Here is a 24,069-nt window from a genome sequence, read left to right as displayed (position 1 = left end):
TCATGGTGGCCCTGAAAATCAATGGTCGTGAGCATAAGGTCGAGGCCGAGCCCGACACGCCGTTGTTGTTCGTGCTGCGCGATACGCTGGGGCTGACGGGGACGAAATACGGATGCGGGATCGGCCAGTGCGGCGCCTGCACGGTGCTCCTCGACGGGCAGGCGATCCGGTCCTGCCAGCTTCCCATCGACAGCGCCGGGGACCAAGCGATCACCACCATCGAGGCGATCGAGGCCGATCCGGTCGGCCGCAGGGTCGTGGAGGCCTGGGTCGGCATCGAGGTGCCCCAATGCGGCTATTGCCAGTCCGGGCAGGTCATGGCGGCCACCGGCCTCCTCAAGCAGACGTCCAAGCCGACGGATTCGGACATCGCCGACGCGATGACCAATCTCTGCCGGTGCGGCACCTACAACAGCATCGCCGCCGCGGTGCGGCGGGCGGCGGCGTGAGGAGGCGGCCATGAACGATCTCACGCCCGTCTCGCTCAAAGCTGAGCGCGGTGCTTCCGAGCCGGAGCCCGTCCGCAACCTCTCCCGCCGCGGCATCCTCGGCGTCGCGGCCGGTGCCCTAGCCCTCGGGGTCGGATTTCGCACGCAGGCGCGGGCCCAGGAGGAAGGCGCCGCCGCCATCGCCCCGAAGCCGGGCACGCGGGTCGCCGCTTTCCTGGAGATCCGCCCCAACGGCGACGTGCGCCTGCTCAGCCCCTTCGTGGAGGGGGGACAGGGCATCAATACCGGCCTCGCTCAGACGATCGGCGAGGAACTCGACCTCGATCCCGCCCGCTTCGCCGTGGAATGCGCGCCCCCAGGTCCCGATTACGCCGTCGTCAACGGGCTGCGCATGACCGGCGGCAGCTTCTCCACCCGAAGCAGCTACGACGCGATGCGCCGCCTCGGCGCCACGGCCCGCGAGATGCTCCTCCGCGCCGCCGCCGCGAAGCTCGCCGTCCCGCAGGACAGCCTGACCACGGATGACGGCCGGGTGATCCACGCCGCCTCCGGCCGCTCCGTGGGCTACGGCGAGCTCGCCGCCGCCGCCCTGGCCCTGCGGCCGCGGGACGAGGTGTCCCTGAAGGACCCGAAGGATTTCCGCTGGATCGGCAAGCCGGTCCCGCGCCTCGACATGCGGGACAAGTCCACGGGCCGGGCCGTCTACGCCATCGACATCCGCCTCGACGGCATGTTGCACGCGGCCGTCCAGCACGCGCCCCATCTCGGCACCGAGCCGGTCGGCATCCGCAACGAGGCGGAGGTCAAGGCGATGCCGGGCATCCACGCCATCCACCGGCTTCCCGGCGCCGTCGCGGTGGTCGCCGATTCCTGGTGGCGGGCGCGCAAGGGCGCGGAAGCCCTGACGGTGACCTGGACCGAGCCGGCGCAGGAGGGCATCGCCACGGTCTCCGCCTCCTTCTCCTCGGCGGGGATGCTGGCGGCCCTGAAGGGTGCGACCGAGAAAGGCCTCCCCGCCGAGCAGGAAGGCGACGTCGCGGCGGCCTTCTCCCGCGCCGCCCGAACCGTGGAGGCCGCGTACGACGCGCCCTACCTCGCCCATGCGCAGCTCGAACCGCCCTCGGCGGTGGCCCGCTTCACCGATGACGGGAGCCTCGACCTCTGGCTGCCGAACCAGATGCCGGAGCTGTTCCAGCAGGTTGCGGCGAAGACCGCCGGGATCGCCCCGGAGAAGGTCCGCATTCACTCGCCGATGCTCGGTGGCTTCTTCGGCCGCCACTTCTACTACGGGCCCGCCAACCCCTTCCCGCAAGCGATCCTCCTCGCGAAAGCGGTCGGGCGGCCGGTGCGGGTGCTGTGGTCGCGCGAGGAGGAGTTCGGCATGGATGCCGTCCGCCCCCTCAGCTTCGCCCGCTTCAAGGCGGCGCTGGGACCCGACGGCATGCCGATCGCGCTTCAGACGACGGCCGTGGGCGAGGGGCCGATCGGGCGCTGGTTCGGCGCGCTGTTCAAGTCACCGATCGATTCGTCCGTGGTCGAAGGCCTGGACCAGAAACCCTACGCGATCCCGAATCGACGGCTCGACTACGTGAAAGTGGCCCATCCAGTGACGATCGCCTTCTGGCGCTCCGTCGGGCACTCGATGAACGACTTCTTCTACGAGAGTTTTCTGGACGAGATCGCCGAGGCCGGGGGCAAGGACCCGTTCGCGCTCCGCCTGGCGCTGGTGCAGGAGAGCCCGCGCCACCGCACGCTGCTGCAAACGGTGGCCGACCTCGCCGGCGGCTGGAAGCGCGGTCCGTTTACGGCGGAGGACGGCACGCGCCGGGCGCGGGGCGTCTCGATGGCCTCGCCTTTCGGATCGGAGACCGCGACCATCGCGGAGGTCTCGCTGAAGGACGGGGAGGCGCGGGTCCACGACCTCTGGATCGCCATCGATCCGGGACGCGTGGTCAACCCGGCCATCGTGAAACGGCAGGTGGAGAGTGCGGCGGCGCTCGGCCTCTCCTCCACCCTGCTCGAGCAGGTGGTCTACGAAGGCGGGAAACGGCAGGCGCGGAATTTCGACGCCTATCCGATCCTCGACCGGGCGCGGATGCCCCTCGTGCATGTCGGGATCGTCGAGAGCGGGGCACCGATGGGCGGCATCGGCGAGCCGGGGCTGCCCGGTGTGCCGCCCGCCGTCGTCAACGCTGTCGCGGTGCTGAGCGGGCAGCGCCTGCGCAGCCTGCCATTGGCCAAAGCGCGCCTGTCCGGCGCGTAGGTTCAGGCCGATCACGCAGTTCGGAGGGTTTGGATGACGATGCTCGCGACGCATGCCTCGCCCACGACACGGTGGAAGCCTGGACCGCGTTTCGAGTACCTTCCCGTGGCCCTGTTCGGCTCCGTGATGGGCTTGACCGGGCTGAGCGCGGCGTGGCGGCTGGCGGCCGCCCGCTACGGCGTGCCGGAGCTCATCGCGGACGCGATCGGCTGGATCGCGCTCGCCACCTTCCTGGCCCTGGCCTTCGCCTACGTCACCAAGGCAGTGACGGCCTGGCCAAGCGTCGTGGCCGAGTTCCGCCACCCCGTGGCGGGCAATCTGTTCGGCACGGTCCTGATCAGTCTTCTGCTGCTGCCCCTCGTCCTGGTCCGCCTCAATCCCCTCGTGGCGAAGGCGATGTGGATCATGGCCGCGATCGGCATGGTCGCGTTCGCGTGGCTGATCGTCAGCCGCTGGATGACGAGCCGCCAGCAGGTCGCCCACGCCACACCGGCCTGGATCGTACCGGTCGTCGGCCTCCTCGACGTTCCGCTTGCGATGCCCGCCCTCGACCTGCCGTACACGCAGACCCCGAGCCTGTTCGCCCTCAGCATCGGCCTGTTCTTCGCGGTCCCGCTCTTCTCCCTCATCTTCGCCCGCCTCGCCTTCGAGGAGCCCCTCGCCCCGGCGATGCGCCCGACGCTGCTGATCCTGGTCGCCCCCTTCACGGTCGGGTTCTCCAGCCTCGTCGCGACCCTCGGCCGGATCGATGCCTTGGCCGAGGGTCTGTTCCTGATCGGCCTGTTCGTCTTCGCGGTCCTCGTCGGCGTCCTGAGGGACTTGCCGCGATGCTGCCCCTTCCGGGTCTCGTGGTGGGCGGTGAGCTTCCCGGCGGCCGCCACGGCGGTGGCCGCTCTGCGCTACGCGGCCTTCCGGCAGGCCGCCCCCGCCGATGCCCTCGCCCTGGGGCTGCTCGCCTTCGCCACGATCCTCATCGGCGCCCTCGGCACACGGACGCTGGCGGGCATCCTGCGCGGCGAGCTGCGCGCTTTGAGCACGTGACGGGCGCGATGCGCCGTTCCCCTCAGGACGCGTGACCCGCATCAAGGCGTGAGGGGCAGGCCGGTAACGGGCTGTCGGCTTCGTTGGACCGCCTGTTCGGGGACGGACAATCACATGCCGGGACCGAACATCTGATCGCAGAATCGCTAGGCCGCCTCCACAAGCGGGTCCTGGTGGACGACGGGTACGGGACCACCGTGGTGCTTGAGGGGCCGGTTGCCGGAGAGACGGCGCAGCAGGACGTAGAAGACCGGCGTCAGGAAGAGCCCGAAGGCGGTGACGCCGATCATGCCGGAGAACACGGCGACGCCCATGGCGCTGCGCATTTCCGAGCCGGCGCCAGTGGCCGTCACCAGGGGGAGCACGCCCATGATGAAGGCCATCGACGTCATCAGGATCGGGCGCAGCCGCAGGCGGCTCGCCTCGATGGCGGCCTGGAGCGGCGTGCGGCCGGCGAATTCCAGTTCGCGGGCAAATTCCACGATCAGGATCGCGTTCTTGGCCGAGAGACCGACGAGGACGATCAGGCCGATCTGGGTGAAGACGTTGTTGTCGCCCGCCGAGAGCCAGACGCCGAACATCGCCGCGAGCAGGCCCATCGGCACGATCAGCAGGATGGCCAGCGGCAGCGCCAAGCTCTCGTACTGGGCGGCGAGCACGAGGAAGACCAGGAACAGGGCGAGGGGGAACACCCACACGCCTGAGTTCCCCGCGATGAACTCCTGATAGGTCAGGTCGGTCCACTCGAAGGCGAAGCCGCGCGGCAGCGTCTCGGCCGCGATGCGGGCGGCGGCGGCCTGGGCTTGGCCCGACGAGTAGCCCGGCGCCGCGCCCGCGTTGATGTCGGCGGAGAGGAAGCCGTTGTAGCGCATGGCGCGCTCCGGGCCGGCCGTCTGCCGGACGCGCAGGAGCGCTGCGAGCGGCACCATCTCGCCGGAGCCGGCCCGCACCTTCAGCGCCCCGATGTCGTCCGAGCGGGCGCGGAACGGCGCGTCGGCCTGGACCCTGACCGAGTAGGTCCGGCCGAACCGGTTGAAGTCGTTGACGTAGAGCGATCCGAGATAGATCTGCAGCGTGTCGAAGACGTCCGTCACCGGAATGCGGAGCTGGCGTGCCTTCGTCCGGTCGATATCGGCGAAGAGTTGCGGCACGTTCATCTGGAAGCTGGAGAACAGGCCGGCGAGCTCGGGCGCCTGGGCCGCCTTGGCGAGGAAGGCCTTGGTCGCCTCGTTGAGCGCCTCGTAGCCGAGGCCGGCCCGGTCCTCGATCTGGAGCTTGAAGCCGCCGATGGTGCCGAGGCCGTTCACGGGCGGCGGCGGGAACATCGCGATGAATGCCTCTGGGATCGCGGCGTATTTCCGATTCAGCGACTGCGCGATGGCGGCGCCGTTCAGGGTCGGCGACCGCCGCTCCTCGAAGGGCTTCAAGGTGGAGAACACGATCCCCGAGTTAGAGCTATTCGTGAAGCCGTTGATGGAGAGGCCCGGGAAGGCGACGGCGCTCTCGACGCCGGGCTCCTTCAGGGCGATCTCGCTCATGCGGCGGATCACCTCCTCGGTCCGGTCGAGGGTCGCACCGTCGGGAAGCTGCGCGAAGCCGACGAGGTACTGCTTGTCCTGGCCCGGTACGAAGCCGCCGGGGATCTGGCGGAACAGCACCACGGTCAAGCCGACCAGCACGAGGTAGAGCACCAGCATCGTCGCCCTGCGCGAGACGACGATACCGACGCCGCGCCCATACCCGTCCGAGGCCCGCCCGAAGGCACGGTTGAAGCGCCGGAAGAACCAGCCGAGCAGGGTGTCGAGGATCCGCGTCAGGCGGTCCTTCGGGGCGTGATGGTCCTTGAGGAGAAGCGCGGAGAGCGCCGGCGAGAGAGTCAGCGAATTGACCGCCGAGATGACGGTCGAGATCGCGATGGTGAGGGCGAACTGCTTGTAGAACTGCCCGGTCAGGCCGCTGATGAAGGCGAGCGGCACGAACACCGCCACGAGCACCAGCGCGATGGCGATGATCGGGCCGGAGACTTCGCGCATGGCCTGGTAACTGGCCTCGCGGGGCGACAGGCCGCTCTCGATGTTCCGCTCGACGTTCTCGACAACCACGATGGCGTCGTCGACCACGATTCCGATGGCGAGCACGAGGCCGAACAGGCTGAGCGCGTTGATCGAGAAGCCGAAGGCATGCATCACCGCGAAGGTGCCGACGATGGAAACCGGCACCGCCAGGAGCGGGATGATCGAGGCCCGCCAGGTCTGCAGGAACAGGATCACCACGAGGACGACGAGGGCGATCGCCTCCAGCAGGGTGTGAATGACCGCCTCGATGGAAGCGCGCACGAACTGCGTCGGATCGTAGACGATCTCGTAGTCGACGCCCTCGGGCATGTTTCGCTTGATCTCCGCCATGGTCCGGCGGACCTCGTCGGAGATCTGGATCGCGTTCGAGCCGGGCGACTGGGAAATCGGCACGGCGACGGCCGACTTGTTGTCGAGGAGCGAGCGCAGGGCGTAGTCGGAGGCCCCGAGTTCGATGCGGGCAACGTCGCGCAGGCGGGTGATCTCGCCGTCGGCGCCGGACTTCACGACGATGTCGCCGAACTGCTCCTCGCTGGTCAGCCGCCCCTCGGCGTTGAGCGACAATTGGAGGTCGAGTCCCGGAATCGCCGGCGAGGCGCCGATGACGCCGGCCGCCGCCTCGACATTCTGGGCCTGGATCTCGCGCACGACGTCGCCGGCCGACAGCCCGTGCTCGGCGACCTTCTGCGGATCCAGCCAGATGCGCATCGCGTAGTCGCCGGAGCCGAAGAGCTGCACTTGGCCGACGCCATCGAGGCGGGCAAGCCGGTCCTTGATGTTCAGAACCGCGTAGTTGCGCAGGTAGGTCATGTCGTAGCGCCCGTTCGGCGAGACGAGATGCACGACCATGGTCAGGTCCGGCGACGACTTCACCGTGACGATGCCGAGCTGGCGCACGATCGCCGGCAGGCGCGGCTCGGCCTGCGAGACGCGGTTCTGGACAAGCTGCTGGGCCTTGTCGGGATCGGTGCCGAGGCGGAACGTGACGGTGAGCGTCATGATGCCGTCCGTCGTGGCCTGGCTCGACATGTAGAGCATGCCCTCGACGCCGTTGATCTGCTCCTCGATCGGCGTCGCCACCGTCTCGACGATGACCTTCGGGTTGGCGCCCGGGAAGGTCGCGCGCACGACGACCGACGGCGGCACCACGTCCGGGTACTCGGAGATCGGCATCGCGAAGAGCGAAATCAAGCCCATGATGAAGATGAGCCCCGAGAGCACACCCGCGAAGATCGGCCGGTCGATGAAGAACTTCGAGAGGTTCATGCCGCCCTCCTGGGGGCGAGAGAGATCGCGCGGCGTCGGACCGCTCGCGGGGGGAGGGAGCGGTCGCGAAGCGGCCGCCGTGCACGAAGATGGATCGGGAATCGGACGGTGTTCGCCGCCGGTCAGCGCCCGGCGAGCTGGCGCGGGGCCTGCGCGGGATCCTGGGGCCGGGCGCCCATGGCGACCGGCTCCGGCCGCAGGAGCATGCCGGGCCGGAGCCGCTGCAAGCCGTTGACGATGATACGCTCGCCGTCAGACAGGCCCGAGGTCACGATGCGGAGGCCATCGACGGACCGTCCGAGAGTGACGGCGCGGAACTCGGCGCGGTCGTCCGCGCCCACCACGAGCACGAACTTCTTGTCCTGATCCGTGCCGACCGCGCGCTCGTCCACGAGCAGCAGCGATTCAGGCACAGCCCGGCCGAGGCGCATGCGGGCGAATTGGCCCGGGATGAGATGCCCGTCACCGTTGGCAAAGCTCGCGCGGACCCGGATAGTGCCGCTGCGGGTATCGACCTTGTTGTCGATGAACTGAAGGTGCCCTTGGGCGCGGGCGCCGTCGACAGTGCGCATCTCGACCGGGATGCGGTCGAGCCTGCCGCGCTTGCCCGAGGGGTCGGCCAGGGAGGCCAGGGCCTTGAGGACGACAGTCTCGTCCGCGTCGAAGCTGGCGTAGACGGGATCGACCGAGACGAGGGTCGTCAGCACGGCGGCGCCCGCGCCGGTGGCGACGAGATTGCCCGGCGTGATCTCGCGGCGGCCGACGCGGCCGCCAACCGCCGCCCGGACCTCGGTGTAGCCGAGGTTCAACCGCGCTGCCTCCAGCATCGCCTTCGCTGCGTCGAGGCTCGCCCGGGCCTCCTTGAAGGCGTTGGCGCGGACGTCGAGGTCGCGGGCCGTGACGATATGCTGGTCCGACAGCCGCTGCCCGCGTTCGAGGTCGCTCGAGGTCAGGGCGACGCGCGCCTCGGCGCCGGCGACCTGCGCCTCCAGTCGCTGGACCTCGGCGGCATAGGGAGCGGGGTCGATGGTCACCAGCAGGTCACCGGGCTTGACGAGTTCGCCCTCCGTGAAGTGCGTGGCTTGGATCGCGCCGCCGACCCGCGCCCTGACGTCGACCCGGTCGACGGCCTCCAGGCGACCGGAGAACTCATCCCAGAGCGCGACCGCCCGGAGCGCGACGGTGGCCACCGGAACCGGCACCGCCTGCTCGGCCGGTGCCGGCGCGGCGGTTGCCTCCGGCCCGCGGGTCGTCAGCGCTGGGAGGATCTGGACGGATGCGGCTGCCATCAGAAGGAGGGCAACGCCGGTAGCGAGACTGCGCCGGAGACCGGAGCGGGCATGGGAAGGGTGATGCGCAGGGTTCACGACCGACTCCGACATCTGTAGAGCGCGCTACACATGTCGGCATGGACGCCGGGCGTCAAGAGACTTATCTACCACTCGTTATAAAAGTTGGAGCCAGCAGACAATGGTGATGGGGCGGCCCCGGTCCTTCGACATGGACAAAGCCCTCGACGAGGCGATGGAGGTGTTCTGGCGCCACGGTTACGACGGGGCGAGCCTTGCCATGCTGACGAAGGCGATGGGCATCAAGGCCCCCAGTCTCTACGCCGCCTTCGGCAGCAAGGAAGGCCTGCTCAAGGCCGCACTCGACCGCTACGCTCTCAGGCGTTCCGAACACATGCGCTACGTGCTTGCTGGCCCCACGGCGCGTGACGTGGCGGAACGCTTCTTGAGCAGCATTGCCGAGAGCCATACCGACCCGGCCAATCCCCCCGGCTGCCTCCTGGTCCAGGGCGGCCTTGCCTGCGGCGCTGGTTCGGAGAACATCCCGTTCGAATTGGCGTCGCGCCGGGCGCAGACGGAGACGGAACTCCTCGAACGCTTCGTCCAGGCGAAGGCGGACGGTGATCTTCCCGAAGACACCGACCCAGTGGCGCTGGCCCGATTCCTCTCAACGGTCGCCTCCGGCATGGGCGTCATCGCGTCATCCGGAGCGAACCGCGACGCCCTGCGGGAGGTGGCTCGCGTCTCGCTTGGTGCCTTCACCGGGAACGCTTGATTGATCCGAGGATGGGGTTTCCGGGCGGCCTTCGCCGCCGTCAAGGCCATCCGCCGGGTCACTCGCCGGCAGTTTTCGTCCGAGGAGAAGATCCGCATCGTGGCTCTAAGGCCTGCGCGGTGAGGACAGCATCGCCGGGCTATGTCGGCGCTAGGGCATCGCCAACTTGATGGATTCCGGCTGGTCCAAGGAGTTCCTAGAAGCCGGCAAGAAGCGGTTGGCCGGCGACACGGCCCGCGCCGCCACCGCCGACGAAGTCAAGGATCTGCGTCGCGAGGCGGGCGCGCTGAAGGAGGTCGGGGCCGATCTCGTCCTGGAGAACCGCCTGCTCAAGGCCCAGGACCTGATCACCAGCCCAGCTTACACGTCGTGGGCGATCTGGACGACTGGCTCGGCAGCCGTAGCCTGATCCGACCATCCACTTGGCACCCCTACAAGTCATTCAAGATCTTAAAATCCGCTCCTCAAAGCGGACGGCAGCTGTTGAGCCATTTTTACGTATCGCGCGTGCGGCAAACGCGACTGCCGTGAATCACAAAACCAGACCATAGGCAGGGCCTTGGCTTGGTTTGGGTTCGAGAGCGCCCGCCGCCGAAGTGGATGCCGGTTCAGCGTCAGCAAACGCGTTGAATCGAGGACTTGGAGTCGAGCAGAATTGCAACGCGATCGGCTCGACTCTCGAGCGGGCAATGGACACTCAATCTACCTATTCCAGAAATTATAGAAACTAAATCTTTCCCAGAGCTTAAAATCAAAAAAACAAAATCTTTATCCCTGATGACGACATATGTAATCTGGAGTCGTTTTTACTTCGGCTGCGGAGCAGACGTGGCGACCGAATTCATCAGCGTGACGTTCACGAACCCATCGAACGAACTCAACCCCGTGCGCGACCCCGCCATCGATCCACATTTCCTCGTCCGTTACGCCCGCGCTCTCGACGATTACGGCTTCAACTACACGCTGGTCCCCTACGCCTCCTCGTCTTTCGATCCGTTTACCATCGGCGCAACGATCGCGGCGCATACCAAGACCATCAAGATCATCGTCGCCCTGCGCCCGAACACGCTTTACCCGACCGTGGCGGCCAAGGCGCTCGCGACGCTGGACCAGTTGAGCGCCGGTCGGGTCGTCGTCCACTTCATCGCCGGCGGCAGCGACGCGGAGCAGGCGAGCGAAGGTGACTTCCTCTCGAAGGAAGAGCGCTACGAGCGGCTCGAGGAGTACATCCGCATCTTGCGTCGGGCCTGGGCCTCGGCGGAGCCGTTCGATTTCTCCGGAAAGTACTACCAGTTCAAACAGTTCCGGAACGCGGTGCGGCCGCATGCGGGGACGATTCCCGTCTCGGTGGGGGGCTCGTCCGATGCGGCCTACCGGGTCGGTGGGGCCCACGCCGACATCTTCGGCCTCTGGGGCGAGCCGCTCGCCGAGACGCGAGAGCAGATCGCGCGCATCCACGCAGAAGCGGAGCGGGCCGGACGGGCGGACCGCCCGCGCATCTGGGTGACCTTCCGGCCCATCGTTGCGGAGACCGACGAGCTCGCCTGGGCGAAAGCGCACCGGACCCTCGACGCGCTCACGGCGAACCGGGCGCAGGGTCTCGGCCGGGTGTCGCCGACGGCTGCGCCCCCCGCCAATGTCGGCTCGCAGCGCCTGCTCGACATCGCCGCCCGGGGCGATGTCCATGACCGGGCCCTGTGGTATCCGACGGTCACGGCGACGAATGCGAGTGGCGCCTCCACCGCCCTCGTCGGCTCGCCGCAAACCATCGCCGCCTCGATCCTCGACTACGTCGATTTGGGCGCGGAGCTGATCTCGATCCGCGGCTACGACAATCTCAACGACGCGATCGATTACGGCCGTTACGTGCTGCCGCTCGTTCGGAGCGAGCTTGCGCGTCGCACCGTCGAGACGCGCGCCTATGCGTGACGGCGGGGCGAGATTGCACGTCGCGGGGATCGATCTGACCGGCGTGGTCGAGACCCTCGCCGCGACGGCGCCCGCGGCGGATGCCGCCGCCGCTTTCCCGCGCGCGGGCATCCGCGCGGTTCACGAGGCCGGTCTGCTCGAATTGACGGTGGCGGAACGCTACGGCGGCCGCGCCCTTCCGCTCGGCGACGTCGCCCGGCTCATCGCCGCCCTCGGGCGCGGCGATCCCTCGGTCGCGCTCATCAGCCTGATGACGCTCAGCAGCCACCTGAACCAGGCGCAGCACAACCACTGGCCCGAGGAGGTCTACCGGCGGGTGCTGGCAGAGAGCGGGCGCGGACCTGTCCTTCTGAACGCCGCGCGCGGGGAGCCGGATCTCGGCTCGCCGGCGCGAGGCGGCCTGCCGCAGACGCGTGCCCGCCGCACCGCCCGCGGTTGGTCGATCAGCGGCACGAAGCGCTTCGTCACCGGCTGCGAAGGACTCTCGTATTTCCTCGTCTGGGCGAGCACGGACGAGACCCCGCAACGGGTCGGCACCTTCATCGTGCCGGCCGGCACGCCGGGCATCCGCATCATCGAGACCTGGAAGAGCCTCGGCCTGCGGGCGTCCGGCTCCCACGACGTCGCCTTCGACGGGGTCGAGGTCGGCCGCGACGACGTGATCGGCATGACGAGCGCGGACGACGCCGGACAGGACAACCGCGCGCACGCGGCGGTCACGCTCGTCCTCACGGCGCTCTATCTCGGCGTCGCGGAAGCGGCGCAGGACGGGTTTCTCGCCTTCGCCGAGGGCCGCGTCCCGGCCAATCTCGGGTATCCGATCGCCCGGACCGAACGCTTCGTGACGCTCGCGGGCGAAATCGACCTGCTGATCGGCGGGGCGCGCCAGCTGATCTTCGACGCGCTCGATCAGGAAGCGGGGGAGCCGGAGCGGCTCCTGCGGGCTCGCCTCCTGGCCGGGCGGCAACTCCGGCAGGCGGTACAGCTCGCCGTGGGCGCGCTCGGCAATCCGGGCCTGAGCGTCACGACCGGCCTGGAACGGCATTTTCGCGACATCCAGTCCGTGCTGGTGCACGCCCCCCAGGAAGACACCGTGGTCGGGATTCTCGGCAGGGCCGCCTTCTCCGCGCGAGCCGACGCCGCGGCGGTGCCGCACGGGAAGGAGCGCAGGCAGCCCGCCGTCGCCGCCGACGAACCAACCTTCGCCGATCTGCAGCCCCCGTCGCGGCTGCCCCACGAGGGCGCAGCCCGCACCGTCAGGATTTCGTCATGAGCGCCCATGGCGTCCGGCTCCCCCCGTCCCGTCGCCGCCTGCTGACGGCCACCGCCGCGCTGGCGGCGACAAGCGCGCTGCGGCTGCCGGTCTTGGCCGCCAACGCGGCCGTCCCCGGCGGCTTCCGTGACGGCGGTGATCTCGTCTTCCTGATCGACTCGCTCGGGCCGACCTGGATTCCGAACAACAGCGCGATTTCCAGCTTTCAGGGCCACGTCTGGGGCCACGTGACCGATAAGCTCGCCTACGTCGATGCCGACGGCAAGGTCAGTCCGTGGATTGCCACCGGCTGGGAACAGAACAGCGACGCCACGGAATTCACCCTTCACCTCAAGGATGGGGTGACGTTTTCCGACGGCACGCCGCTCGACGCATCGGCCGTCGTTGCCAACCTCGACATCTGGTACGCCGGCCGCATCAAAGAGGGCATCAACCCGATCGGCCTGTTTCCGAAGACCTACGACCACGCCGAGGCGGTCGACCCGACGACCGTCAAGGTCGTCTTCAAGGCGCCGACGCTCGGCTTCATCCCGACGCTCGGCTACCACGGCTCGATCCTCATCTCCCCGAAGACCCTGGCGCAGCCAGTCGCGCAACAGGCCGACTTGGCCAGAACCTCCGGCAGCGGGCCGTATCTGGTCGCGGCCTGGAAGGAGGGCGATTTCGTCAAGCTGATCAAGCGCAAGGACTACAATTGGGGTCCGGCGGCGGTCGGCCATACCGGCCCGGCCCACCTCGATTCGATCACCTACAAGGTGGTGACCGAGCCATCCCTGCGGGTCTCCGCCGTCCAGTCGGGCCAGGCCGACATCGCCTACAGCGCCTCTCCGCAGGAATTGAAGTCCCTGAAGGAAGCCGGCTTCACGATCGCGACGCCGCGCTATCTCGGCTTCGTGAACGGCTGGGCGATCAACACCAAGCTGGCGCCATACAACGACGTTAAGGTGCGTCAAGCGCTCCAGGCCGGCATCAACCGCCAGGAGATCATCGACACTGTCTACACCCCCGACTGGAAGCTTGCGACGTCGTTCATCCAGAGCAACGTGCCCGGAGCGACCGACCACAGCGACCTGCTCGCCTACAACCCCCGCAAGGCCGAGACGCTTCTGGATGAAGCGGGCTGGATCAAAGGCCGGGGCGGCATCCGCACCAAGGACGGCAAGCCGCTGTCGCTCACGCTCTATTCCAACCCCTACCTTGCGACCGCGAAATCCGTCGACGAGCTCATCGCCCAGCAACTCGGCCGGATCGGCTGGAAGGTCGATATCCGGGCCTACGATGTCGTGACGTACGGCCAGAAGGTCACGATCGGCGGCCCGGCTGTGCCGGCCTACGAGGTGACGCGCAGCTTCATCGACGCCGGCACCGTGGCCGGCATCCTGACCGACGCCAATAACGGCGAGAACTGGTTCGCCCTCGGTGAGAGCGACGCGACGCTCAACGATCTGCGGGACAAGATTGCCGGCGCCAGATCCGTCGAAATCCGAAACCCGCTTCTCGACGACTTGCAGCGCTACGTCCTTGAGCAGGGATATTTCATTCCGCGCACGCAGATCGTCCAGCGCATCTACGTGCAATCGCCGAAGATCAAGGGCGAGACATACAACGGCATCGCCTATGCCAGCTACTACACGGCCGCGAGAAGCGCGTAGTCCACGATGCTGCACCCAAGCAGAGTGAGGAGGCGACCGGCATGAGACAGCGATACCTGACCTATGCCGCGAAACGTCTCGCCCAGGCCGTCATCGTCATCCTGCTGACCTATGTTTTTACATTCGTCGTCATCAGCATCCTGCCCGGTGACCCGATCACCAACGTTCTGCGCGATCCGCAGAACGGGTTCACCGAGGACCAGATCAAAGCGATCGTCGCCGCCCAGGGGCTGGACCAGCCGATCCCGGTCCAGTTGTGGACATCCCTGTCGCATTTCCTGGCCGGCGACCTGGGACTGTCGATGCGCTCGACCCGGCCCGTGACGACCCTGATCGCCGAGGTACTCCCCTCGACGCTGGTGCTGGCGTCATCGGGCCTCGCCGTCGCGCTGCTGCTGGCCGCCGTGATCGCCTACGGCACCCAGTTCCTTTCGAAACGGTTCGGCCAAGGCTTGCTGCGCGCCTTCCCGTCGCTGTTCCTGTCGGTGCCCAACTTCGTGATCGGCCTCGTGCTGATCCATACCTTCGGCTTCCAGCTCGGCTTGTTCCGGGTCATTGAGCCCGAGAGCGCCTGGGCGACCTTCTTCGCCGCGATCGCCCTCGGTATCCCGATCTCCGCTCAGATCGCCGAAGTGCTCATCGCCAACCTCGACACCGAGTCCCGGCAGGAATACGCCGCGGTCGCGCGCAGCCGCGGCCTCGGACAGGCGCGTCTCTTCGCCAAGCATCTCCTCAAGCCGTCATCGCTGCCGGTCGTCACCGTCATCGCGCTCACCATCGGCGAACTGCTCGGCGGCTCGCTGATCACCGAGACGGTGTTCGGACGCATGGGTATCGGGAGCTTGGTGCAGCGTTCCGCGGCCGCGCAGGATTTGCCCGTCCTGCAGGCAGTCGTCTCGCTGGCCGCAGTTGTGTTCGTGCTCGTCAACCTGATCGCCGACCTGGTCTACCCGCTGCTGGACCCGCGCCTGCGGCTCGTCGGCGACGCGAAGCAGCAGCCCAACACCGCGGATGAAAGCTCCGCGCCGACCTTGCAGGCGGTGACAGGATGAGCGTCGCCACCCTCTCAGCGGCGTCGTCCGCGGCGGCAGCCGGCCGGCTGGCGGGCCTCCGGCTGCCGGCGACCGTCGTTCTCTCCTTCGCGATCGTCGCGCTCGTGATCGCCTGGTCGCTCGCACCCGGCTTGTTCACGAGCCAGGACCCGGTCAACGGCGTCCCCGCTCACAAGCTGCTCGGTCCGAGCGTTACGCACTGGTTCGGCACCGACCATCTGGGTCGCGATCTCTACACCCGTGTCGTCTACGGCGCGGCGTCCTCGGTGACGAGCGCGCTCATCGCCGTCGTCATCGGTGTCATCGTGGGTGGCCTGATCGGTCTCCTGGCCGGATTCCTCGGCGGCTGGGTCGACATCGTGCTCGCCCGCTTGGTCGATATCCTTCTGGCGATTCCGAGGTTCCTCCTGGCCGTGATCGTCGTCACCGCGCTCGGCTTCGACACGACGAACACCGCCATCGCGACCGGCGTCTCGGCGGTTGCCGTCTTCGCCCGGGTGATGCGCGCGGAAGTCATCAAGACCCGACAGGCGACCTTCGTCGAAGCGTCGTTCCTGCAAGGCGGCTCGCGCTGGTACATCCTGTTGCACCACGTGCTGCCGAACGCGTCGCGCTCGGTGCTCGCGCTTGCGGTGCTGCAATTCGGCCTGTCGATCCTGGTGATCGCGAGCCTTGCCTTCCTGGGATACGGGGACCCGCCACCCGCATCCGACTGGGGCCTGCTGATCGCGACCGGCAAGGATTACCTCAAATGGCCGTGGCTCGTGTACGCCCCCGCCTTCGTCACGATCGCGGCCGTCCTCTCCGTCAACAGGATCAGCCGATGGCTCCGCAAGACGGATTGAGCGCGAGTCCCACCCGCGCCGGGATCCTTCCCGGGCCGACGCCGCCCTTGCTTCGGGTGGACGGCCTGTCGGTGTCCTACGGACCTCACGAGGTCGTCACCGACGTGGGGTTCGAACTGCGCCGCGGCGAGAGCCTGGCCCTGATCGGGGAATCCGGCTCGGGCAAATCGACCATCGCCCGCTCGGTGCTGCGGTTGCTCCCCCATGGCGGGCGCGCCACGGGCCGGGTCGAGTTCAACGGCCAGGACGTGCTGGGTCTCTCCGAGCGTCGGTTCCGGCCGCTGCGCGGACGGGCGATCGGGTTCGTCCCGCAGGATCCCGGCAACGCCCTCAATCCGGTTCGCACGATCGGCGCACAGGCGGAGGAGGCGGCCGCGCTGCTCGACCAGCCGGACACGGCATTGCGCAAGCGGCTGATCCTGGAGACCTTCGCACAGGTCGGGCTCGACACCCCCCAGCGTGTCTACGACGCGTATCCCTATCAGCTGTCCGGGGGGATGCTGCAGCGGGTCTTGATCGGTTTGGCGATCCTTCCACGGCCGGCCCTGCTGGTCGCGGACGAGCCGACCTCCGCGCTCGACGTCACGATCCAGAAGAGGATCCTCGACCTGCTCTCGCAGTTGCGACGAGATCTCGATATCAGCCTGTTGCTCATCACTCACGACCTGGCGATCGCCGCCGAGCGGGCGGACTCGCTCGTGGTGCTCAAGGATGGCGTCGTCCAGGAGACGGGCAGCACGGCCCTCGTCTTCTCCGCGCCGGCCTCCGCCTATGCCAGGAAGCTCCACGCCGACGTCCCCGCGCTCAACCCCGACCGCTACGCCGACCTGCGCGGCACCGGCTTTCGTCGGCTCCAGGCCGGCCTTCGCGAGACCCCGAAGATCGCGGTCACCGCCGTCACCAAGACCTTTACGGTCGACGGCAAGGCGCTGACCGCCGTCGACGGCGTGACGTTCACGGTCCCGGCCGGCACCACGCGTGCGCTGGTCGGCGAGTCGGGCTCGGGCAAGACGACGACGGTTCGGCTGCTGCTCGGCATCGAGCAGCCCGACAGCGGGGACATTCGGATCGCCGGCGAGCCGATCACTGGCCGGTCGCACGCATCCCTGCGGGCCGTGCGCCGGCACCTTCAACTCGTCTACCAGAATCCCTTCACCTCGCTCGACCCGACCTGGAAAGTCGAGTCCCTCGTGCGCGAACCGCTCGACCGGTTCGGGATCGGAACCCGCCGGGAGCGGGCCGAGCGGGTCCGCGTGGCGCTGGCCGATGTCGGGCTCGGCGAGCACCTGCTCGCCCGCCGGCCGGACGCCCTCTCGGGCGGCCAGCGCCAGCGCGTCGCCATCGCCCGGTCCCTGATCCTCAAGCCGGACGTGATCGTGCTCGACGAGCCGACCTCGGCGCTCGACGTCAGCGTTCAGGCCGACATCGTCGAGGTGCTGCTCGCGCTGCAGGCGAAGTTGGGCCTGACCTACCTGTTCGTGTCCCACGACTTGGCCCTGGTGCGCCAGCTCGCCCACGCCGTCTCGATCATGCACCGCGGACGCATCGTCGAGCAGGGCGCCGTCTCCGACATCTTCGACAACCCGCAGCATGCCTACACAGCCGCGCTGCTGGCGGCGGTCCCTTCCGGGCTCGCGCGTCCAGCACCTCAATCGCGATCCTGGCCGGCCTTGAACGCGGCACGGACGGCCTGATCGCGGCGGCACGCGCGATGACGGCTGGTTTCAGCGAGGCGGCGCGATCCTCGATAGGGAACTCATACAACCAATTGCTGTCGTTCGCGTTGTTGGCCCGTAGCATTGCGTGTTGCGGTGCTGACCGACGATCCGGCATGCCTGACGCGCCGAGAGGCCGTACTTTTCCTGGATCGCGTCCACCGCCTGCCGACGTCGCTCGGGGGCTACACGTTTTGCTGGCGCTGCCCTTCGGGTCCCGCCGCGACGACCGTCAGCACCTGCTTCTCCAGACGAATCCGTCACGAAGTAGCACAGGCGGGCGTTCCCGCGATCCTGGTCCTTCATCCGGCGTGCCTGATCGACCGGCAGGCCACCATAGTCCTTGCGCCGGCGATCCTAGCGCTGCTCGGACATCTCCACCTCTTTGCAGGCAAGGGCCAAGCTCTTGCCCTGAGCCGTCTGCACCTCGATCTGGCGCAGCTTGAGCAGCACCTGCTCCCCGCCCCCTTTCTGACCTCGCTTCATCCCCGGCTCCTCTGGTCCTGGCTGATCCTCTCAAAAAGCCCAGTTCAGAGCCGGCCAGTTAGGTGGCGGGCAGCGCGATACCCACCGCGATGCCCTCTCAATAGGGCGATGACAGAGGCAGGCTCACGGTCACGCGCAGGCCGTCGGGATCGTAGTCGATGTCGACTTCGGCATGAACCTGGGCGGACAGAACGCGCTTCAGCAGCCGGGATCCGAACCCCTCGCGTGAGGGCAGGGCCACCGGCGGTCCGTCCTGCTCGTTCCAGACCCAGATGAGCCGGGGACCATCCGGCGTCTCGTCCAGGGACCACGTGACCTCGATCCGACCGCCGAACTCCGCCAGGGCGCCGTGCTTGGCCGCGTTGGTGGTGAGCTCATGCACCGCCATGCCGATCGGCACGGCGAATTCCGAAGCCAGGACGACCTCCGGCCCCTCCAGGCGGATCCGGGTCTGACCGCCATCGTCATAGGGCTCCAGCTCGGCCCAGAGCAGGTTTCGAAACGGCACGGATTGGAAGCGATCTTCGGTCAAGAGCGTGTGCGTCTTGGCCAGCGATGCGATCCGGCCCCCAAAAGCCTGCTGGAACTCGGGCATGGTGACGCTTCCGCGCGCCGTCGAACTCATGATCGCCTGGACCGTGGCGAGCGTGTTCTTCACCCGATGGTGAAGCTCGCGGACCAGCAGCTTCTGGTGTTCGAGCGCTTCCCGGCGCTCGGTCACCTCGCGCTGGGCCGACACCCAGTGGGCGATCTGACCGTTCCCATCGAGAACGGGCGTGATCAGCCACTCGACCGCGTAGGTCGTTCCGTCCTTGCGGTAGTTCAGGGCCTCGCCCTGGAACGGCTCCCCCGCCATCAGGGCCGTCCGCATGCGGTCGAGGGCGAGCCGATCGGTCAGCGGCCCCTGCAGGAGGCGGGGCGAGCGCCCGATCACGTCCTCGGCCGTGTAGCCGGACATGCGCGTGAAGGCCGGGTTGGCGTACTCGATCAGCGGCCCGGGCTCGGCGAGGTCGGCGGAGGTGACGAGGATCGCCTCGCCGGTGGCCTCGACGGCGGCCCTGAGGAAGGCGGCGTCGACGTCCCGGTTCGGGGGATCTGGAGAGCCGTGCATGACAGTCTCCTGACGCTCGTCCGTCGGATTGCGGATCGGGAATGGGCCGCGCGTGCGCGGCGAGCGTGCGGAACCGGAGCATGCCGCCTCCGGCAAGTCCACTGAGGGAGAAGGCCGCGGTCCTGTCCCAGTGTCGCGCGGGACTCGGTGCGCGGTCCTCGGTGCGCCGCAGCAGGGACGGGAGTTTGTCGATCCGAGAAGCAGGCAGTGCGACGTGCTTCCCGATGTCTGCTTTCATCGATAACGAGAATACAGCACTCCGAAGCCGGCAATCGGAACCTCGGGAACGGCCCCGCACTGTGTCCCAGATCCTGATCGCAAGCGCATGTCGATACGTGACACGATGCCCCTCGACCTGAGCCGCCTCACCCGCGAGGAGCTGGAGGCCGAGGTCCTGCGCCTGCACGCGCCGTCGTCCGGCCCGGGGCACCGCCAGATGGCGATGCTCGACAGCATCACCAGCTTCGCCATAATCCTGACGGACCGGGACGGGCTCGTCACCGACTGGAATGTCGGGGCCGCGCGCATCCTGGGCTGGTCGGCGCAGGAGATGTGCGGGCGCGATCTGCAGCGCATCTTCACGCCCGAGGACAACGCGATCGACCGCGCCGGGACGGAGATGCGACTGGCGCTGGAACAGGGCCGCGCCGACGACGAGCGCTGGCACCTCCGCAAGGACGGCTCTCGCTTCTGGTCCTCCGGCGAAACGATGCCGTTGCGCGACGAGGGTGGCCGCGACCTCGGCTTCGTGAAAGTCCTGCGCGACCGCACCGCCGAGCACCGCTCCGGCGAGGATCTGCGCCAGACTGCGAGCCGCCTGCGGGAGAGCGAGGATCACTACCGGCACACCGTCGAGCTGAACCCGCAAGTGCCCTGGACCGCCGACTCGCAGGGCAACATCACGTCGTACTCGAACCGCTGGCTCGAACTGACCGGCCAGGCGCCGGGCGAGCCCCTCGGTGCCGGATGGATCAAGGCCCTGCACCCGGACGACGTTCCGCACGCCCTGGCGGCGTTCGGGGCCAGCCTCGCCGCCGGCGAGCCCGTCGATGTCGATTACCGGATCTACGTCGCGGCCGAGGGCGAGCATCGCTGGATGCGGGCGCGGGCCTACCCACGCCGGAACGACGCGGGCGACGTCGTCCAATGGTACGGCGTCGTCGAGGACATCCACGACCGCAAGCTGGCCGAAGCCCGGCTCCAGGGAAGCGAGGCGCGCTACCGCAGCCTGTTCGAGAGCATCGAGGTCGGATTCTGCATCATCGAGATGCGGTTCGAGGGCGACTCCGCCGTGGACTACCGCATCGTCGAGGCGAACCCGGCTTTCGTGCGCCAGACCGGCGCCGACGTCACCGGGAAGTGGGTGAGCGAGTTCGCGCCGACCCTGGAGCGCCACTGGTTCGACACCTATGGCCGCGTCGCCCTCACCGGCGAGCCCGCCCATTTCGAGCACTACGCCGACGTATTCGGCCGTTGGTTCGACGTGCGGGCGCTGCGGACTGGCGACCCGGCGGCGCACCGCGTCGCCATCTTCTTCTCGGACATCACCGAGCGCCGCAAGATCGAGCAGCGCGCCGAAGCCGGCGAGCGCGAGCTGCGCCTCATCACCGACGCGTTGCCCGTCCTGATCTCCTTCATCGACGCGGACCACGTCTACCGCTTCGCCAACAAGGCCTACGACACGTGGTTCTCCGTGCCGTCGGAGCAGGTTGTGGGTCGGGACGTCCGGGAGCTCTTCGGGCCGCAGGGTTACGCCGCGCGCAAGCCGTTCATGGACCGGGCGCTGGCGGGCGAGGCCGTCACCTTCGAGCTGGATTGGCCGCACAGCGATGGCCGGCCCCGCGTCGCCGAGATCCGTTACCTGCCCCGCAGGACCGTGGATGGCCGTGTCGACGGGTTCCACGTCTTCGTCCACGACGTGACCATTCGCAAGCAGACGGAGGCGGAGCTCGCGCGCCAAGTCGCCGCCCGCACCGCCGAGCGCGACCAGATCTGGCAGGCATCCTCGGACCTGCTCTGCGTGGCCAATCTCGACGGCTACTTCGTCAGCCTCAATCCGGCCTGGTCGACCCAGCTCGGCTGGACCGACGCCGAGATGAAGGCGCGCCCGTTCCTCGACTTCGTCCATCCCGACGACGCCGAAGCGACCCGGGCGGCCGCAAGCGGGCTGGCGCGGGGCGAGGCCCAGCTCACCTTCGAGAACCGCTACCGCCACAAGGACGGTAGTTATCTCTGGCTCTCCTGGAACGCGGTGCCGCGCGACGGCCTGATCTACGCCTCCGTGCGCGACGTCTCGGAGACCAAGCGGCAGGCCGAAGCCCTCGCCAGAACCGAGGAGGCTTTGCGTCAGTCCCAGAAGATGGAGGCGGTCGGTCAATTGACCGGGGGCCTGGCGCACGATTTCAACAACCTGCTGGCGGGCATTTCCGGCTCCCTGGAGCTGATGCAGACCCGCATGTCGCAGGGGCGGATGACCGACCTCGACCGGTACATGACGGTGGCGCAGGGCGCCGCCAAGCGCGCCGCGTCCCTCACCCACCGCCTGCTCGCCTTCTCGCGGCGCCAGACCCTGGATCCGAAGCCCACGAACGTGAACCGCCTGATCACGGACATGGAAGATCTCGTCCGCCGCACGGTCGGCCCCGCGATCCAGCTGGAGGTGGTCGGCCTGGCCGGCGTGTGGCCGGCGCTGATCGATCCGGGCCAACTCGAGAACGCGCTGCTGAACCTGTGCATCAACGCCCGCGACGCGATCCCGGATGGCGGCCGCATCACCATCGAGACCGCCAACAAATGGATGGACGAGGCCGGCGCGCGGCAGCACGACATGCCGCCCGGCCAATATCTCAGCGTCTGCGTCTCGGACACCGGCACCGGCATGTCGCCCGAGCTCATGAGCAAGGTGTTCGAGCCGTTCTTTACCACCAAGCCGCTCGGCGAGGGCACCGGGCTCGGCCTGTCGATGGTCTACGGCTTCGCCCGGCAGTCGGGCGGGCAGGTGAGGCTCTATTCGGAGGTCGGAGAGGGCACGACCGTCTGCCTCTACCTGCCGCGCCATTACGGCGATGCCGATGCGGACGAGGTCGCCCACAAGCTCGCCGAGGTCGGCCGCGCCGAGCAGGGCGAGACGGTGCTGATCGTGGACGACGAGCCCTCCGTGCGCATGCTCGTGACCGAGGTGCTGGAGGATCTGGGCTACACCGCCATCGAGGCCGCCGACAGCGTCGCCGGCCTGAAGGTGCTCCAGTCGGACGTGCGCATCGACCTGCTGGTCACGGATGTCGGCCTGCCCGGCGGCATGAACGGTCGCCAGATGGCGGATGCCGGCCGCGAGCGCCGGCCCGACCTGAAGGTGATGTTCATCACCGGGTACGCCGAGAACGCGGTCCTCGGGAACGGCTATCTCCAGCCCGGCATGCAGGTCCTGACGAAGCCGTTCGTGCTGGAAACCCTCGCCTCGCGCATCAAGGCGCTGACGACGGAGACGTGAAGCGAGGACGGCGCCGACTGGCGACGCCGTCAAACGATCCGCTCGGGTTCGACGGGACCTCTGAGACGCTCGTTGCCTCGGGGCGACGAGGGGCGCCCCGGGGCGAGGCCCGACGCCATCTGTCGTCCACCTCGAAGGCTACGCCAAGCGGCAACACATCCACGCGGCGTTCGGCGTCCTGATGCCCGAGCTGCGCCCGATCGCGCGTCGCGACCAGGCGCAGCCTCGCGGTTTTTGCCGAACGCGCCCGTCGCCTACCAGAGATGCATCAGGACATTGGAAAGCTTGGTGAACCAGTTGGTCGACGCGGCCTGACTGGGTTCGGCATGGTTGAACTTCTCCATCATGGCGATCGCAGCCTTTCGCTGGCTCTCGGGAATGGAGAACGTCTGATAGTTGGCAGCCCTGCTCACCGCCGGAGTCCCGGCTGAGCCCTGCGTGCTTGTCCCGCTCGCAGTCGCGGGCTGCGACAAGCTCGTCGGGCTGACCGGGCTCGGGGTGGCGGCGGACGAGGCAGGCGCATTGCCGGTCAGCGCTTGCGGGCTCGGGCTGACGGTGGGCGAGCGCGTCGGGCCGGCGAGCGCCGGCTGTGCCGTGCTGGTGGTGCCGTTGGGCGCGCTTGCCGTTGGGCTGGTCGGGACGGTGGCAGCCGCAGGCTGGACCGGGCTTGCCGGCGCGCTGGTCGGACTGATGCTCGCGGCCGGGGTGGTCGGGATCCCGGTTGCGCTGGTCGCCGCGCCGTTCGTGCCCGTCGGAGCCGGGCTCGTGGGGCTGGGCGCCGAGGCAGGGACTGCGTTGGCGGGCGCGGTCGTGATGGCGGAGGTACCGCTTGAAGATGCGGAACCAGTGGGGGTCGGGGCCGCCGTGCCGGACGAGCCGGGGGTGATGGCAGCGGAGCCCGCGGCATTCGATCCCGCGGCCGGTGTGTTCGCCATGCCATTTGCGGGCGTGGGCGCGGCGACCGTATTCGTCGAGCCCGTGGACGAATGACTTGCCACGTTGGACGCGGTCGGACTCGCCGTGCCGGTCGAGCTGGTCGTGTTGATCGAGCTCGCGGGGGCGCTGGCCTGCGCGGCCGGGACGGTGGAACTCGTCGCCGGGATTGCAGTCGCACTGGCCGTGACCGGGCGCGTCCCGACCGATGCGCTGCCGCTCGCCGCATTCGTCGTGCTGGTTGAACTCGGGGCAGTGCCGGTCGCGCTCGGAGCGGCGCCTGCCGGATTCGGCGATACGGGGGCGCTCGCGGTCGGACTTGTGGTGCCTGCAGAGCCCGTCGACGGGGCTGCAGCCTGGGATGTCGCGCTGGCGGCCGCCGCGGGGCGCGTCCCCGTCGTCGTGCTACCGATCGCCGAATTCGT

At 68.5% G+C, this 24,069-nt stretch carries 16 protein-coding genes and 3 pseudogenes; 14 read left to right on the top strand and 5 right to left on the bottom strand.

Going from position 1 to position 24,069, the window contains the following annotated elements:
* The first annotated feature begins 2 nt into the window (after positions 1-2).
* The 3 genes from BM228_RS12030 to BM228_RS12020 are packed head-to-tail and all read left to right on the top strand — an operon-like array spanning position 3 to position 3,753.
* Positions 3-449, top strand: a complete 447-nt coding sequence (locus tag BM228_RS12030; RefSeq protein WP_092040408.1) for a (2Fe-2S)-binding protein — start codon at positions 3-5, stop codon at positions 447-449.
* A gap of 10 nt (positions 450-459) precedes the next feature.
* Positions 460-2,712 carry a xanthine dehydrogenase family protein molybdopterin-binding subunit gene (locus BM228_RS12025; RefSeq protein ID WP_092040405.1) on the top strand — a complete coding sequence of 751 codons (2,253 nt, stop codon included), beginning with the start codon at positions 460-462 and terminating at the stop codon, positions 2,710-2,712.
* A 39-nt stretch (positions 2,713-2,751) separates the two neighbouring features.
* Positions 2,752-3,753 (top strand): SLAC1 anion channel family protein, encoded by a 1,002-nt coding sequence (locus tag BM228_RS12020; protein ID WP_244537124.1) that lies wholly within the window; start codon positions 2,752-2,754, stop codon positions 3,751-3,753.
* A gap of 146 nt (positions 3,754-3,899) precedes the next feature.
* On the opposite strand, the gene BM228_RS12015 is transcribed toward BM228_RS12020, so the two are convergent.
* On the bottom strand, positions 3,900-7,094 hold the full coding sequence (locus BM228_RS12015) for an efflux RND transporter permease subunit (protein WP_092040401.1): 3,195 nt from the start codon (positions 7,092-7,094) through the stop codon (positions 3,900-3,902).
* Positions 7,095-7,216: 122 nt separating this feature from the next.
* Complete coding sequence (locus tag BM228_RS12010; RefSeq protein ID WP_092040399.1) at positions 7,217-8,476, bottom strand: efflux RND transporter periplasmic adaptor subunit; 1,260 nt, start codon at positions 8,474-8,476, stop codon at positions 7,217-7,219.
* A gap of 88 nt (positions 8,477-8,564) precedes the next feature.
* Here BM228_RS12010 and BM228_RS12005 point away from each other — a divergent pair, with 88 nt between their 5' ends.
* The 8 genes and pseudogenes from BM228_RS12005 (at position 8,565) to BM228_RS11970 (ending at position 17,603) form a co-directional block, all read left to right on the top strand.
* Entirely contained in the window at positions 8,565-9,158 is a 594-nt protein-coding gene (locus BM228_RS12005) for a TetR/AcrR family transcriptional regulator (RefSeq protein WP_092040397.1), read from the top strand.
* Positions 9,159-9,492 (top strand): annotated as a pseudogene (locus tag BM228_RS12000) (transposase); the annotation flags it as partial.
* Positions 9,493-9,986: 494 nt separating this feature from the next.
* A complete protein-coding gene (locus BM228_RS11995; protein ID WP_092040394.1) occupies positions 9,987-11,087 on the top strand; it encodes an LLM class flavin-dependent oxidoreductase in 1,101 nt (366 codons plus the stop codon).
* A 13-nt stretch (positions 11,088-11,100) separates the two neighbouring features.
* On the top strand, positions 11,101-12,360 hold the full coding sequence (locus tag BM228_RS11990) for an acyl-CoA dehydrogenase family protein (RefSeq protein WP_425284935.1): 1,260 nt from the start codon (positions 11,101-11,103) through the stop codon (positions 12,358-12,360).
* A complete protein-coding gene (locus BM228_RS11985) occupies positions 12,357-14,012 on the top strand; it encodes an ABC transporter substrate-binding protein (protein ID WP_092040389.1) in 1,656 nt (551 codons plus the stop codon). Before BM228_RS11990 ends, BM228_RS11985 begins: the two co-directional genes overlap by 4 nt.
* A gap of 41 nt (positions 14,013-14,053) precedes the next feature.
* Positions 14,054-15,064 (top strand): ABC transporter permease, encoded by a 1,011-nt coding sequence (locus BM228_RS11980; RefSeq protein WP_092040386.1) that lies wholly within the window; start codon positions 14,054-14,056, stop codon positions 15,062-15,064.
* On the top strand, positions 15,061-15,909 hold the full coding sequence (locus BM228_RS11975; RefSeq protein WP_092040383.1) for an ABC transporter permease: 849 nt from the start codon (positions 15,061-15,063) through the stop codon (positions 15,907-15,909). Before BM228_RS11980 ends, BM228_RS11975 begins: the two co-directional genes overlap by 4 nt.
* Positions 15,888-17,603 (top strand): dipeptide ABC transporter ATP-binding protein, encoded by a 1,716-nt coding sequence (locus BM228_RS11970; RefSeq protein ID WP_092040380.1) that lies wholly within the window; start codon positions 15,888-15,890, stop codon positions 17,601-17,603. The genes BM228_RS11975 and BM228_RS11970 overlap by 22 nt, the downstream gene beginning before the upstream one ends.
* 42 nt (positions 17,604-17,645) lie before the next feature.
* Here BM228_RS11970 and BM228_RS35335 read toward each other — a convergent pair.
* Positions 17,646-18,110: pseudogene (locus BM228_RS35335) on the bottom strand (IS3 family transposase); the annotation flags it as partial.
* Positions 18,111-18,207: 97 nt separating this feature from the next.
* Positions 18,208-19,221, bottom strand: coding sequence for an HWE histidine kinase domain-containing protein (locus tag BM228_RS11965; protein ID WP_092040378.1), 1,014 nt, complete (start codon positions 19,219-19,221; stop codon positions 18,208-18,210).
* A gap of 325 nt (positions 19,222-19,546) precedes the next feature.
* Between BM228_RS11965 and BM228_RS11960 the strand changes: the two genes are divergently transcribed.
* Positions 19,547-22,711 (top strand): PAS domain S-box protein, encoded by a 3,165-nt coding sequence (locus BM228_RS11960; protein WP_092040376.1) that lies wholly within the window; start codon positions 19,547-19,549, stop codon positions 22,709-22,711.
* A gap of 254 nt (positions 22,712-22,965) precedes the next feature.
* Here the strand turns inward: BM228_RS11960 and BM228_RS34640 are convergent, their stop codons facing one another.
* Entirely contained in the window at positions 22,966-23,124 is a 159-nt protein-coding gene (locus tag BM228_RS34640; RefSeq protein ID WP_167367713.1) for a hypothetical protein, read from the bottom strand.
* Between the two features lie 25 nt (positions 23,125-23,149).
* On the opposite strand from BM228_RS34640, the gene BM228_RS11955 reads away from it, so the two are divergent.
* Positions 23,150-23,701: a hypothetical protein gene (locus BM228_RS11955; RefSeq protein WP_139234084.1), complete on the top strand. Its 552-nt coding sequence runs from the start codon at positions 23,150-23,152 to the stop codon at positions 23,699-23,701.
* A gap of 30 nt (positions 23,702-23,731) precedes the next feature.
* Positions 23,732-24,069, top strand: a pseudogene (locus BM228_RS11950) (hypothetical protein); the annotation flags it as partial.

Origin of the sequence: Methylobacterium pseudosasicola, assembly GCF_900114535.1 — a bacterium.
Classification (GTDB): domain Bacteria; phylum Pseudomonadota; class Alphaproteobacteria; order Rhizobiales; family Beijerinckiaceae; genus Methylobacterium; species Methylobacterium pseudosasicola.
This window is presented reverse-complemented; position numbering and strand designations above follow the sequence as displayed.

Excerpts from the sequence above, each read along its gene's own strand:
- BM228_RS12030 (WP_092040408.1), top strand. The coding sequence starts at position 3 with ATGGTGGCCCTGAAAATCAATGGTCGTGAGCATAAGGTCGAGGCCGAG.
- BM228_RS12025 (WP_092040405.1), top strand. The coding sequence starts at position 460 with ATGAACGATCTCACGCCCGTCTCGCTCAAAGCTGAGCGCGGTGCTTCC.
- BM228_RS12020 (WP_244537124.1), top strand. The coding sequence starts at position 2,752 with ATGCTCGCGACGCATGCCTCGCCCACGACACGGTGGAAGCCTGGACCG.
- BM228_RS12015 (WP_092040401.1), bottom strand. The coding sequence starts at position 7,094 with ATGAACCTCTCGAAGTTCTTCATCGACCGGCCGATCTTCGCGGGTGTG.
- BM228_RS12010 (WP_092040399.1), bottom strand. The coding sequence starts at position 8,476 with ATGTCGGAGTCGGTCGTGAACCCTGCGCATCACCCTTCCCATGCCCGC.
- BM228_RS12005 (WP_092040397.1), top strand. The coding sequence starts at position 8,565 with ATGGTGATGGGGCGGCCCCGGTCCTTCGACATGGACAAAGCCCTCGAC.
- BM228_RS11985 (WP_092040389.1), top strand. The coding sequence starts at position 12,357 with ATGAGCGCCCATGGCGTCCGGCTCCCCCCGTCCCGTCGCCGCCTGCTG.
- BM228_RS11980 (WP_092040386.1), top strand. The coding sequence starts at position 14,054 with ATGAGACAGCGATACCTGACCTATGCCGCGAAACGTCTCGCCCAGGCC.
- BM228_RS11975 (WP_092040383.1), top strand. The coding sequence starts at position 15,061 with ATGAGCGTCGCCACCCTCTCAGCGGCGTCGTCCGCGGCGGCAGCCGGC.
- BM228_RS11970 (WP_092040380.1), top strand. The coding sequence starts at position 15,888 with ATGGCTCCGCAAGACGGATTGAGCGCGAGTCCCACCCGCGCCGGGATC.
- BM228_RS11965 (WP_092040378.1), bottom strand. The coding sequence starts at position 19,221 with ATGCACGGCTCTCCAGATCCCCCGAACCGGGACGTCGACGCCGCCTTC.
- BM228_RS11960 (WP_092040376.1), top strand. The coding sequence starts at position 19,547 with ATGTCGATACGTGACACGATGCCCCTCGACCTGAGCCGCCTCACCCGC.